The 13,828-nt window shown below is 45.7% G+C and carries 10 protein-coding genes, 1 other RNA gene and 1 other annotated feature; of the genes, 10 read left to right on the forward strand and 1 reads right to left on the reverse strand.

The genetic code is table 11. The annotated features are described in order from the left end of the window. Positions 1-188: 188 nt before the first annotated feature. The 6 genes from FS736_RS09105 (at position 189) to dtd (ending at position 7,478) form a co-directional block, all read left to right on the forward strand. On the forward strand, positions 189-1,112 hold the full coding sequence (locus FS736_RS09105) for a cation diffusion facilitator family transporter (protein ID WP_144476090.1): 924 nt from the start codon (positions 189-191) through the stop codon (positions 1,110-1,112). A gap of 19 nt (positions 1,113-1,131) precedes the next feature. Continuing rightward, entirely contained in the window at positions 1,132-1,449 is a 318-nt protein-coding gene (locus tag FS736_RS09110) for a LapA family protein (RefSeq protein ID WP_144476091.1), read from the forward strand. Between the two features lie 156 nt (positions 1,450-1,605). Next, on the forward strand, positions 1,606-3,975 hold the full coding sequence (recJ, locus tag FS736_RS09115) for a single-stranded-DNA-specific exonuclease RecJ (protein WP_144476092.1): 2,370 nt from the start codon (positions 1,606-1,608) through the stop codon (positions 3,973-3,975). Further along, positions 3,966-4,478, forward strand: a complete 513-nt coding sequence (locus FS736_RS09120; RefSeq protein WP_144476093.1) for an adenine phosphoribosyltransferase — start codon at positions 3,966-3,968, stop codon at positions 4,476-4,478. The genes recJ and FS736_RS09120 overlap by 10 nt, the downstream gene beginning before the upstream one ends. A gap of 316 nt (positions 4,479-4,794) precedes the next feature. Next, entirely contained in the window at positions 4,795-6,987 is a 2,193-nt protein-coding gene (locus FS736_RS09125) for a RelA/SpoT family protein (RefSeq protein ID WP_144476094.1), read from the forward strand. 50 nt (positions 6,988-7,037) lie between these two features. Then, on the forward strand, positions 7,038-7,478 hold the full coding sequence (gene dtd / locus FS736_RS09130) for a D-aminoacyl-tRNA deacylase (protein ID WP_144476095.1): 441 nt from the start codon (positions 7,038-7,040) through the stop codon (positions 7,476-7,478). Between the two features lie 46 nt (positions 7,479-7,524). Here the strand turns inward: dtd and FS736_RS09135 are convergent, their stop codons facing one another. Further along, complete coding sequence (locus tag FS736_RS09135) at positions 7,525-9,282, reverse strand: SH3 domain-containing protein (RefSeq protein WP_144476096.1); 1,758 nt, start codon at positions 9,280-9,282, stop codon at positions 7,525-7,527. 182 nt (positions 9,283-9,464) lie between these two features. Between FS736_RS09135 and FS736_RS24275 the strand changes: the two genes are divergently transcribed. The 4 genes from FS736_RS24275 to ssrS all read left to right on the forward strand — a co-directional run bounded on the left by FS736_RS24275 (position 9,465) and on the right by ssrS (position 13,488). After that, the gene (locus FS736_RS24275; RefSeq protein WP_186326742.1) at positions 9,465-9,641 is read left to right on the forward strand and encodes a hypothetical protein; all 177 of its coding nucleotides are present in this window, start codon (positions 9,465-9,467) and stop codon (positions 9,639-9,641) included. Between the two features lie 61 nt (positions 9,642-9,702). Continuing rightward, positions 9,703-9,938 (forward strand) — a binding site (T-box leader). 233 nt (positions 9,939-10,171) lie between these two features. Then, positions 10,172-11,449 carry a histidine--tRNA ligase gene (gene hisS / locus FS736_RS09140; RefSeq protein WP_260983574.1) on the forward strand — a complete coding sequence of 426 codons (1,278 nt, stop codon included), beginning with the start codon at positions 10,172-10,174 and terminating at the stop codon, positions 11,447-11,449. A gap of 13 nt (positions 11,450-11,462) precedes the next feature. Further along, positions 11,463-13,238 (forward strand): aspartate--tRNA ligase, encoded by a 1,776-nt coding sequence (aspS, locus tag FS736_RS09145; protein WP_144476097.1) that lies wholly within the window; start codon positions 11,463-11,465, stop codon positions 13,236-13,238. Positions 13,239-13,300: 62 nt separating this feature from the next. Continuing rightward, a non-coding RNA gene (gene ssrS, locus FS736_RS09150) (6S RNA) lies at positions 13,301-13,488 on the forward strand. Positions 13,489-13,828: the final 340 nt, after the last annotated feature.

The following is a 13,828-nucleotide window of genomic DNA, read 5'->3' on the forward strand; positions in this document are numbered from 1 at the left end:
GGCCTTTAAGGCCAAGGCCGGTAAGAGAGGCTTTCAGCCGCAGAGCAAACCACCAGTTCACACTGGTGGTTTTGATTTGGTTAGAACACCCAGTTTACAGGATAAAATAAAACGAATACCGAAAGAATAAAGATGGCAGAAAAGTATATCGATTGCATCAAAAGTCAGCGCAGGGAGGAATTTTCACATTGGAAAAAGATGTTCGATTTAAGAAGGCAGAGTTTGCTGCAATGGTTGGCGTGGTAGGTAATATTATACTTGCTGCACTGAAGTGGAGCATTGGCATATACGCTAACAGTAAGGCTCTTGTTGCGGATGCTGTCCATTCTGCCTCGGATGTTGCCGGATCACTGGCTGTATACATAGGTTTGAAGGCGGCGAAGGCTCCACCTGATGAAGATCATCCTTACGGACACGGTAAAGCTGAATCCATTGCGGCCATCATCGTAGCCGTCCTATTGATGCTTGTGGGTGTTGAAATCGGCAGATCGTCCTTTGAAGCCTTCTTCAAGCCCATCGAAGCACCTAAATCCATTGCCATAGTAGCTGTTATCGTTTCGATTATCGTTAAAGAGGGAATGTTCAGATATAAATATAGATTGGGGAAACAGCTGAAAAGTGATGCGTTGATTGTCAATGCATACGAGCATAGGTCAGATGTTTATTCCTCTATTGCCGCTCTTATTGGAATCAGTGCTGCTGTCCTGGGAGGCAAGTTTGGGATTGGCTGGCTTGAGTATGCCGATCCAGTGACAGGCTTGCTAGTTGCTTTGCTAGTTATCAGGATGGCCTGGAAGCTTGGCAAGGAGTCTATCCATAACACACTTGACCATGTACTGCATGATGAGGACACAGAGGAATTCAAAACCATCGTCCAATCGATCCCGGAAGTAAAGAAACTGGATGAGTTGCATGCAAGGGAGCACGGACACTATGTGATTATTGATTTGAAGATATCTGTCGATCCGCATATCACCGTTGAACAGGGCCACCGGATTGGAAAATGTGTGAAAAAGAAACTGATGGAGAACAAGAATGTCCAAAATGTCATGGTCCATATAAATCCATACAGTGAAAGTGGAACATTCGATGATAACGTAGAGATTCAATAGCAAAAAGGGAGGGGAAAACATGAAGTTTCAATGGACGTTGCTGCTGGGGTTTGCTTTTGCATTGATTGTTGCCGTATTTGCGGTCATCAATGTCGATCCGGTAACAGTGAACTATTTGTTTGGGGAAGCTAAATGGCCGCTGATCCTGGTCATTCTGGGTTCGGTATTGATGGGAGGACTCATTGTTGGTTCAGTGGGCCTGTTCAGGATGTTTGTCCTTCAACGTGAGGTAAAAACATTGAAAAAGAAAAACAGGTCATTGGAAGAACAGCTGGCCCAAAAGGAAACAGCTCAAGAGGAACAAGTACAAGAACAACAAATACAGGATATTCATTGATATCCGCAAATGGCAGCATGAAAAAGGCTGCCATTTTATATGCTTTTTTTAGGAACCGATGCATTCCGTGACACGAAATAATAAGCCGGTTAGCATTCATTGTCATTGAAACAGTCCTTTCGCTTTTGTATAATGATAAAGCTGAGAGGTGAACGTATGTTAAAGCCAAAATCAAGATGGATTGTTAAAGAATCCGATATGATAAAAATAGAGTCACTTGCAAAAGACCTGAACGTAACTCCTCTGACGGCTTCATTGCTAGTCAATCGCGGACTGGATACCGTGGAAGATGCCCGGTATTTTTTATTTGCGCAAAAAGGTGAGTTTCACGACCCTTTTTTGCTGAAGGATATGGACAAGGCAGTTGAGAGAATCAATAAGGCAGTTGAGACACAGGAGCCCATCTGGGTGTTTGGAGATTATGATGCTGATGGTGTAAGCAGTACGACGGTCATGATGAAAGCATTGGTTGAATTGGGTGCCAACGCCGACTACTACATACCGAACCGTTTTACAGAAGGATATGGCCCAAACGAAAAAGCTTTCAGAGCTGCTTCTGAAAAAGGTGTCGGGCTGATCATCACTGTCGATACCGGCATTTCAGCTCTTCATGAAGCAAATGTGGCCAGGGAATTAGGCATCGACCTTATCATAACCGATCATCATGAACCAGGTCCTGTCTTGCCTGATGCGTTTGCCATCATTCATCCAAAACTGGAGGACAGTGCTTATCCTTTTAAGGATTTGGCCGGGGTCGGCGTAGCGTTCAAGGTTGCCCATGCATTGCTTGGCCGACTTCCTGAGCATTTGCTGGAGTTTGCTGCCATAGGTACGATTGCCGATCTGGTGCCGTTGCTTGGGGAAAACAGGCTGATCGCAATTAAAGGCATTGAAAAACTGAAGTTAAGCCAGACGCCAGGTTTGAATGCGCTGCTTAAGCTCGCCAAAACAGACCGGTCATCAATTGATGAAGAAACGATCGGTTTCATGATCGGGCCGCGGGTCAATGCAGCAGGCCGTTTAGGAAGTGCAGACCCGGCAGTACAATTAATGATGACATCGGATTCTGAAGAGGCAAAAATGCTGGCCGAAGAAATTGATTCAATCAATAAAGAGCGGCAAAGTATTGTTGCCCAGATTGCAGAAGAAGCTATTGGTGAAGTGGAACAGCGTTATCCTATCGAAGATAATCCAGTACTCGTTGTGGGCAAGGAAGGCTGGAATGCCGGTGTAATCGGAATCGTAGCCTCCAAGCTGGTAGAAAAATATTATCGGCCGACGATTGTACTCAGTTTTGATGATGAAAAGGGGCTTGCGAAGGGATCTGCCCGAAGTATTGCCGGATTTGACCTCTTTAAAAATCTATCAACATGCAGGGATATCCTTCCACATTTCGGCGGTCATCCTATGGCTGCCGGCATGACACTGGAGCTTAAAAATGTCGATGAATTAAGGTCCAGGCTGAATGCGCTGGCAAAAGAGCAGTTGAAGGAAGAAGATCTGATTCCGGTGTCACATATAGATGCCAGAATAGATGTTAAAGAGATTACAATAGAAACGATCAATGAGCTTGGCCTCCTTTCTCCATATGGTGTCAGCAATCCCAAGCCAAAGGTGCTGGTTGACGGGGCGAACATTTCTACCCTCCGAAAAATAGGAGCGGACCAATCCCATCTGAAATTGGCGCTTGAGGAAAATGGTACGGTGATTGATGGAATCGGATTTGGGTTTGGCCACCTGCATGAGCATATTTCACCGAGCTCCAAACTATCGGTAATTGGAGAATTATCGATCAATGAATGGAACAATATCAAAAAGCCGCAGATTTTCCTTAGGGATTTAGCCGTAAGGTCATGGCAGCTATTCGATTTCCGCGGACTGAAAAGAATTGAAAAGCTTCCAGACATGATTCCAGGTGATCAGCCTGTTCACTGGATCCACTTCAATGCTGAATCGACAAATAAGTTTTCTCCGATTATCGGAGATTCATTGCAGCTTGTAGCGACCGATGAACAAGCAGAGCAGATTGTGCTGAACGATTCATTCGTTGTCTTGCTGGATCTGCCGCCTTCCAAGGATATTCTCGAAAGGTTATTCGCCAAAAAGAATCCAGGAAGAATCTATGCTCATTTTTACAAAGAAAATAGCGATTTCTTCACGACAATGCCGACCAGGGAACATTTCAAATGGTTTTATGCTTTTCTTTCCAAGAAAGGTCCCTTCGACCTCAAACGGTATGGCGATGAATTGGCCAAGCATAGGGGATGGACAAAAGAAACAGTAGAATTCATGTCGCAGGTGTTTTTTGAACTAGATTTTGTTAAAATAAACAATGGGTTTATTTCACTAAAAGAAAATGTCCCCAAAAGGGATCTTTCTGAATCCAAAACATATCAGCACAAGGTGCAAGCATTCACTCTTGAAAATGAATTGCTCTATTCACCCTATGAGCAGTTGAAGAACTGGTTTGACCAGTTCATTCAAGAGTCGGTGAAAAATGAGGAGGCAATTATTCAATGGATTTGAAACAATTCGTAACAATCGTTCCCGATTGGCCAAAGCCCGGCATTAAATTCAAGGACATCACTACCTTAATGGACAATGGTGATGCTTATAGATATGCTACAGACCAAATCGTGGCCTATGCCCGTGAAAAAAACATCGACCTTGTTGTCGGACCCGAAGCCCGTGGATTCATCATCGGCTGCCCGGTTGCCTATGCACATGGGGTAGGCTTTGCACCGGTAAGGAAGGAAGGAAAGCTTCCGCGCGAGACAATCAAGGTCACTTACGGACTTGAGTATGGCAGCGATGTTTTAACGATTCACAAAGATGCAATCAAGCCAGGGCAAAGAGTCTTGATCACCGACGACCTGCTCGCAACTGGAGGAACGATTGAAGCGACGATCAAGCTAGTTGAAGAACTGGGCGGGATTGTGGCTGGTATCGCATTCCTAATCGAGCTGACTTATTTGGATGGCCGCGAGAAACTTGAGGGCTATGATGTCTTAACCCTTATGGAATTTTAATCAAACGGGCGCTTCCTCGCGAAGTGCCCTTTTCTTATTGGGAATTGAGACACGGATAGAAAAGCTTGAGAATGGCTTTATAGGGCTAAATTGCCAGAAATTAAATATCTTTCGACAATTTTTTTAATTTCTGCTGTAAAATATCTTCCTTTCTCTTTACATCTTCGATTTTTTCTTTGATAATAGTAACAATCCTTTATAAGAATAATTATTGTATATAAAGGATTTTCATGTATATGTGTCGATTTTTTCCTTGGTGCCCGCTGGTGAATATAAAGCGGGTTAATATATAAAGAAATCTAAATTAGGTGATCCTATGGCGAATGACCAGGTAATGACAGCTGAACAAGTCATTGACTGTACAAAATCATATTTAAATGATCAACATGTTGAATTGGTAAGGAAGGCATATGAGTTCGCCAGGCAGGCTCATCACGATCAATTCAGGAAGTCGGGTGAACCGTATATCATCCATCCAATCCAGGTAGCGGGCATCCTTGCCGACCTTGAGATGGACCCGGCAACTGTTGCTGCCGGTTTTCTTCACGATGTCGTCGAAGATACGGAAGTGACTCTTGATGATTTAAGAGAGGCCTTCAATGACGAAGTGGCGATGCTTGTTGATGGCGTCACGAAGCTTGGTAAAATCAAGTACAAGTCCCATGAAGAACAGCAGGCTGAAAACCACCGGAAAATGTTTGTGGCGATGGCACAGGATATCCGTGTCATCCTGATCAAGCTTGCTGACCGCCTTCATAATATGAGGACTCTGAAACATTTGCCAAGTGAAAAGCAGCGCAGGATTTCCAATGAGACACTGGAGATTTTTGCTCCGCTCGCTCACAGACTTGGTATCTCCAAGATCAAATGGGAACTTGAAGATACGGCATTGCGCTATCTCAACCCTCAGCAATATTACCGGATCGTCAATTTGATGAAAAAGAAAAGAGCAGAACGCGAACAGTACCTTGATGAGGTCATTGATGAGGTAAGGGAAAGGATGAAAGAGGTTTCAATCAAGGCTGAAATTTCGGGAAGGCCGAAGCATATTTACAGCATTTATCGAAAAATGGTGCTGCAAAACAAGCAGTTCAATGAGATTTATGACCTGCTGGCTGTCAGGATTGTCGTTAACAGCATAAAGGACTGTTATGCCATCCTTGGAATCATCCATACCTGCTGGAAACCGATGCCTGGAAGGTTCAAGGACTATATTGCGATGCCAAAGCCTAATATGTACCAGTCGCTGCATACAACAGTCATTGGTCCGAAAGGGGATCCGCTCGAAGTCCAGATCAGGACCGATGAAATGCACCGGATCGCCGAATTCGGGGTGGCTGCACACTGGGCGTATAAAGAAGGCAAACCTGCTGACGGTTCCAATTTTGAAACGAAGCTATCATGGTTCAGAGAAATCCTTGAATTCCAGAATGATACCGCGAATGCCGAAGAATTCATGGAGTCTCTCAAAATTGACCTATTCTCGGATATGGTATTTATTTTCACCCCAAAAGGCGATGTCATCGAATTGCCTGCTGGTTCCGTCCCGATCGATTTCGCCTATCGGATCCACTCCGAAATCGGCAACAAGACGATTGGTGCGAAAGTCAATGGCAAAATGGTCACGCTTGATTACCAGCTGAAGACAGGGGATATCATTGAAATCCTGACGTCGAAACATTCTTACGGTCCAAGCAAGGACTGGCTCAAGCTGGCTCAAACTTCCCAGGCCAAAAACAAGATTCGCCAGTTCTTCAAAAAGCAGCAGAAGGATGAGAATGTTGAAAAAGGCCGGGAGCTTTTAGAAAAAGAAATCCGCAATATGGACTTCGATGTCAAAGAAATCCTGACCTCTGAAAATCTTAAAAAGGTTTCAGAGAAATTCAATTTTACCAATGAAGAAGATTTATTCGCTTCAATCGGCTATAACGGCATTACTGCGCTCCAAGTGGCGAACAGGCTGACGGAAAAGCTTCGCAAGCAGCGTGACCTTGAGCAGGAAAAGGATATCTCAAATGCCGTATCCGAGCTTAAGGCTTTCACACCTGCGAAGAAACGTGAATCTGGTGTCCGGGTCTCTGGCATCGACAATCTGCTCATCAGGCTTTCCCGCTGCTGCAACCCTGTACCTGGGGATGATATTGTTGGATTCATCACAAAAGGCAGGGGTGTATCCGTTCACCGTTCCGATTGCACGAATATCCACACAGAGGATGCGCAAGCAAGGCTGATTCCGGTTGAATGGGAAACCGCCCTTAACGACCGGAAAGAATACAATGTTGACATCGAGATCAGCGGCTATGACCGCAGAGGATTGCTGAACGAGGTACTTCAGGCCGTTAATGAAACAAAGACGAACATTACTGCCGTTTCCGGCAAGTCAGATAAAAATAAAATGGCGACCATCAATATGTCGATTGCCATCCATAATGTCAGCCACCTGCAAAAGGTCGTGGACCGGATCAAGCAGATTCCGGATATCTACGCTGTCAGAAGGGTCATGAGTTAATCCCTGATGCTAATGCGTTAAGGGAGACTTGACATGTAAGGAGAATCATAATGCGTTTAGTAATACAGAGAAGCAAAGAAGCAACAGTTACTGTTGATGGAGAAGTAAAAGGCTCCATTGAAAAAGGATTTGTCATCCTGGTGGGGGTTACCCATGAGGATACTGAAAAAGATGCTGCTTTCCTTGCTGAGAAGGCAGCGAATTTAAGAGTATTTGAAGATGAAGCCGGTAAGATGAATCTTTCCCTGCTTGATGTGGGGGGAGAGGTTCTTTCTGTTTCCCAATTTACCCTTTATGGAGATTGCCGCAAAGGGCGCCGTCCGAATTTCATGGATGCAGCAAAGCCGGACCATGCAGAAACAATCTATGAAGCATTCAACCGTTTTGTTGCCGAAAAGGGATTGAAGGTTGAAACTGGCGTATTTGGCGCCATGATGGACGTTCAATTGACCAATGACGGTCCGGTAACCTTGATCATCGACAGCAAATGAATCCAGGCGAAAAGAAGGGATCCCGAATTAGCGGGATCCCTTCTTTTTAATTGTTTTTAAAATAGCGAGCCAGTCCTTCAAAAATACCATTCGCCACAGCTTCCTGGTACTGCTGTGTATTGACGAGCATTTCCTCTGCAGGGTTGCTCAAATAGCCTAATTCAAGAAGTACGGCTGCCTGTCTGTTTTCCCTGATGACATGATAGTCACCAAAACGGGAGCCGCGGTCTTTAAGCATCGTTTTGCTTACAACCGAGGAGTGGATTTGGTCGCCCAGGGGCTTTTGCTTTGAATTATAATAATACGTTGTCATCCCCCTGACAGTCCTGTCATTGATGCTATCATAATGAATGCTGATAAATGCGTCGGCGTTATGGTAATGCGAACTGCTGACTCTGGACCCCAGTGAGATGTATTGATCATTATTCCTGGTAAGGACGGCGTTCGTGCCAGCTGCTCTTAGCTTTTCGTATAGAAGCTGTGCTGTTTTCAAGGTGATCGTTTTTTCCAAAGATCCTCTCACGCCGGTTGTACCATTGTCACGGCCTCCGTGCCCGGGGTCAATGACAATCGTTTTATTTTTTGTATGCTTTTCTGCACCTGGCTTTTCTATTTGCGGTGCATTGCCCTGTACTGAAACGATCCATCCTGCTACAAAGCCTGTTGCTCCATTTGGAAGAGCGATTTTATACCAGTCCTTTTCGACACTTATGATTTCAAAGCTGTCTCCCTGGTTTGCACGAAAAATCACCGGTGTTCCTGTGCTTGGGCCTTTACGGATGTTTGTCCCATCATGGAGAATGGAAACGTTGCTGTTTTTTACTGGCTGGCTTGGCGCAGCCGTGGGGCCGCTTTTCTTGATATCGAAAAACCAGCTGGCAGCCCAGCCTGTTTTCCCTGACTGATATTCAATTTTGACCCATTTATTTTTTTCATCAAGGATCTTGAAATTCTGCCCCTTGGAAACAGAACCGATGACCGAGCCATTAAGTGAATTTTTGTCACGGACATTCAGGTTAGATGCCGTTACCGTACCCGTGAATTGATCAGCAGGGGCGGGCGAGGCACTGCCTGATGAAGGTGTTCCGCTGATTTTTAAATAATCAGCGCTTACCCAGGCCTTTTTCCCTGCATATGTAATCTCTGCCCAACCGTTGGACTGAGAGTGGACGGGAACTACAGCTCCATTGTTCAATTGTCCGACTCTGCTGGCGTTTAAAGATGGTTTCTCCCTTACATTCAGGGAGGTGGCAGTGACCGTCCCGCTTGATACAGCAGGTTTGGATGGTTGTGCCGTCGTTTCATTCTTTTTCGAATTTATGTACTCCATGGCAACCCAGCCTTGTAAAGCGGCAGTGCGCACTTCTGCCCAATTGCCTTTTGAACTGAGGACCTCGACAGCCTGTCCACGATTAAATGATCCAATTACATCATAATTGGTGCCCGGGCCTTTCCTTACACGCAGTCCATCGGCCGTAACGCTTCCCGAGTTGCCTGCTGGCTTTTGGGTAACTGCTGGCTTGACACCTTCCCTGACAGCGAACCACTGTGCTACCCAGCCTTTTTTGCTGCCTCCAAGACTGAGTTGGATCCAATCGCCTTCTTCTTTTATGATTGGAAATTTTTCGCCTTTTTTAACCGACCCTGTAACAGGGTAACTCAGTCCAGGACCATTTCTGACATTCAGGCTTGTGGCAGTAATCGATACACTGCCATTATCTGCTTTGGCCGTCTCTAAAACGGGCAGGTTCCCAAATATAAGCATCAGGCAAAGGATGACAGGAACCATTTTCTTTCTGGGCATGATCTCCCTCCCTTATTCTTTATAGAGTCTTATAAAAATATATTACCGGAATTTACCGGCAAAATCACGAAGACTTTTTTCTTATATCGGAACCAATTAAGAAAATTCAATAGGAAAAAGCGTATATAAAATCGAAAAATGGTGGGAAGAATAATAGGCAATAAACAATGGAAGGTGATACCATGCGTTTCAGTGATAAAGGAATTTCCGCAGCAACCGGTGAGAACCAGCTATTCGGGGTGGATTTCCACGATTTCATTCAAAAAGAACAAAACGCACACGTCGTGGAATTGGCGTCGGAATTTGGCCTTTCACTCCGTGACGTGAGAAAATTGAAAAAACAGCTGGAACGTTATTGAATTGTGCTTGACATTGCTAATTGGACTCCGTATTATAATATAAATAAAATGTCATACGGAAAACATACCGTTGATGGAGCATAGTAGCCAGGAGACAATGGCAAGAGAGGAAATGCCGCGGCTGGAAGCATTTCTGCATGATGACCTGGTGAATGAACACTCCGAAGGATTTTCTCTGAACATCGGCAATGCCGTCAGTAGGAGAAGACGTAGGCAGGCGTTAACTGTTAAAGAGGAAGTGCCGATTGGCGCTTCAATTAGGGTGGCACCACGGGAATCAAAGCTCTCGTCCCTTGTTATTATAGCAAGGGATTGGGGGCTTTTTTGCATTCTTTTTTACGGGATAAGAAAGTATACAATTCACTTTGAGAATTGTCCAGCTCCAGCGCCTAGCCCCTCGAGACGTTTCGGTCCGCCCAATGAAGTCAAAGAACGACTTCACCGGTCGACCCTCCAACGCTTGTCGGGGCTGACCAAGGCGCTTGCGCTTTTCTATACATAAAGACCTATTGAATGGAGGAGGATGAACTGTGTCTAACCAAATCAAAATTCCACGCGGAACACAGGACATTTTGCCAGGCCAGACTGAAAAATGGCAGCTTATTGAGGCGAAAGCAAGAGAACTTTGTGAAAGATACCAGTATCGGGAGATCAGGACACCGATTTTTGAGCATACAGAATTATTCCAGCGAGGCGTTGGGGATACGACAGATATCGTTCAAAAAGAAATGTATACATTCACTGACAGAGGAGATCGAAGCTTGACACTGCGCCCGGAAGGAACAGCAGCGGCTGTCCGCTCTTTTGTCGAGAATAAAATGTTCGGAAATCCGAACCAGCCAGTAAAGCTTTATTATATGGGGCCTATGTTCCGTTATGAACGTCCCCAGGCAGGACGCTTCCGCCAATTTGTCCAGTTTGGCGTAGAAGCAATGGGAAGTGCGGATCCTGCGATTGATGCCGAGGTAATCTCGCTTGCGATGGGAATCTATCAGGAGCTGGGGCTAAAAAAGCTGAAGTTGGTGGTTAATAGCCTCGGAGACAAGGAGAGCCGTACTGCACACAGAGAGGCACTTGTGAGCCACTTCAAACCGCGGATCGGGGAATTCTGCAGCGACTGCCAGAACCGCCTTGAAAAAAATCCGATGCGGATCCTCGATTGCAAAGCGGACCGTGACCACGAGCTGATGAAGTCAGCACCATCCATCATTGATTACTTGACGGATGATTCAAGGGTATATTTTAACAAAGTCACAAAATACCTGTCAGACCTGGGAATTGAATTCGAAGTAGATGCCAACCTCGTGCGCGGTCTGGATTATTACAACCACACGGCTTTTGAAATCATGAGCAATGCTGAAGGGTTCGGCGCGATCACCACGCTTTGCGGCGGCGGCAGATACAATGGCCTGGTTGAAGAAATCGGCGGTCCGGAAACACCGGGTATCGGTTTTGCACTGAGTATTGAGAGATTGCTTGCAGCCCTTGATGCAGAAGGTGTCGAACTGCCGGTCAAGGAGGAAATCGATTGCTATCTCGTTTCACTCGGCGATGAGGCAAAAGATTATACGGTAGGCCTGCTTCACAAGTTAAGGATGGCAGGATTCTCGGCAGAACGCGATTATCTTGATCGTAAAATCAAAGCTCAATTCAAGGCTGCAGACAGGGTCAATGCCAGGTACGTGGCCGTTCTGGGCGAAAATGAACTGAAAGAAAATAAAATCAATCTAAAATCAATGGCGGACGGGGAGCAGAAAGAACTGCCGCTTGAGAGCTTTATTGAAAAATTCAAGGAAATCTGCAGATAGTGGGGGAGTTTACATGTTTGGGAGATCATATTTTTGCGGTGAAGTAACAGAAAAGGCAGTTGGTGAAAAGGTTACGCTAAAAGGCTGGGTGCAAAAGCGCCGTGATCTGGGAGGACTGATTTTCATCGACCTCCGGGACAGAACCGGCCTTGTCCAGATTGTTTTCAATCCTGAAGTATCACCAGAGGCGCTTTCCATCGCCGAGAAGGTCCGTACAGAGTACGTCCTTGATGTAAAAGGGACTGTCATTGCCCGCGAAGCAGGCAGTGTGAACGAAAACCTTAAAACTGGAAAGATCGAAGTCCAGGTAGACGACCTGACCATTATCAATGAAGCGAAAACAACGCCGTTTGTAATTGCAGACAAAACGGATGTATCTGAAGATGTGCGTTTGAAATACCGCTATCTGGATCTTCGCCGCCCGGTCATGTTCGAGACTTTTAAAATGAGGCATCAGGTAACAAAAGCGATTCGCGATTACCTGGATGGCGAAGGGTTCCTGGATGTTGAAACACCAATCTTAACAAAGAGCACGCCTGAAGGAGCGAGGGACTATCTCGTACCAAGCCGTGTGCATCCGGGTGAATTCTACGCTCTTCCGCAATCTCCGCAGATTTTCAAGCAGCTGATGATGGTTGGCGGCTTCGAGCGTTACTACCAAATCGCCCGATGCTTCCGTGACGAGGACCTGCGTGCTGACCGCCAGCCAGAATTCACGCAGATTGATATCGAAACAAGCTTCATGAGCCAGGAAGAGATCATGGGCCTAACTGAAAAAATGATGCAAAAAGTCATGAAGGATGTAAAAGGATTGGAAGTGACATTGCCATTCCCTCGCATGAGTTACCAGGAAGCAATGGACCGCTTTGGATCCGACAAGCCGGATACACGCTTCAGCATGGAGCTTGTTGACCTTTCCGAAACAGTCAAGGATTCAGGGTTCAAGGTATTCGCATCTGCTGTCGCAGGAGGTGGCCAGGTCAAGGCAATCAATGTAAAAGGTGCGGCATCCAATTACTCACGCAAGGATATTGATGGCCTGACTGAATTTGTGGCTGTATACGGAGCGAAAGGCCTGGCTTGGCTGAAAGCGGAAGAGGATGGCCTAAAAGGGCCAATCTCAAAATTCTTTGGCGAAGAAGAGCAGGCTGATCTTCAAGCTAAGCTTGATGTCACGGCGGGTGACCTTCTGCTGTTCGTAGCGGACAAGAAAAATGTCGTGGCAGATGCGCTTGGTGCATTGCGCCTGAAGCTTGGAAAAGAGCTCGGACTGATCGACCAGAGCAAATTCAACTTCCTCTGGGTGACAGACTGGCCACTGTTGGAATTCGACGAAGAAGCAGACCGTTACTTCGCTGCACACCATCCATTTACGATGCCAGTCCGCGAAGACCTTCCAATGCTTGAGAGCGATCCAGCGAATGTAAAAGCACAGGCATATGACCTTGTTCTGAACGGCTATGAACTTGGCGGCGGATCCTTAAGGATTTTTGAAAGAGATGTCCAGGAAAAAATGTTCTCAGTGCTGGGATTCACTAAAGAACAGGCATATGAACAATTCGGCTTCCTGCTTGAAGCCTTTGAATATGGCACACCGCCACATGGAGGCATAGCGCTTGGACTAGACAGAATGGTGATGCTGCTTGCGGGCAGGTCAAACCTCCGCGACACAATCGCCTTCCCGAAAACAGCAAGCGCAAGCGACCTTTTGACAGACGCTCCTGGAGAAGTTAGCGGAGCCCAGCTGGATGAATTGCATTTGTCATTAAATGTTAAAAAAGACCAGTAATATCCAGCACCCATTTTCTTGAAGTTGATTCAAGCGTGTGATAATATAATAACAACAGATGAAGAGTCCTGATGTGTTCGTTGTTTAACCTGAAGTTTTGACCTAACATCTATCCTTCGGGAGCACGAGTTTTCGGGCCGCGTAAATGCCTCTGGCTAGAGGACTTACAGAAACCCGGAACAGGGCACCCACCTGCTGAGAGCGGGTTCAAGACGAAGGCATCCAACACGACGGCACGATTGGGACTCTTCCTACATACGTACACCAAAGCCATGCATCCGCATGGTTTTTTTGTTTTTATGAAACTTAGGTTTGGGGATTGCTTTTGTGATCTTGATTTAGATGTAAATAGATAATCTCGGATAACGTATAGTTTGTCCGATAGAGAGCGTCTAATGGACAGTTATCTGGGTTTTAGACCTAAGTTTGTCCGATAGAGAGCGTCTAACGGACAGTTATCCGGTTTCGAACCTACGTTAGTCCGATGGAAAGGCTATATCTTTGCTAGAACTCTTCCATCACCATGCCAATACACATTAATTCCTATAAAAATACTTGAAATTAACGATAGGTATGTTATATTCGAAAGC

Source organism: Cytobacillus oceanisediminis 2691, assembly GCF_007678455.1.
Classification (GTDB): domain Bacteria; phylum Bacillota; class Bacilli; order Bacillales; family Cytobacillaceae; genus Mesobacillus; species Mesobacillus oceanisediminis_A.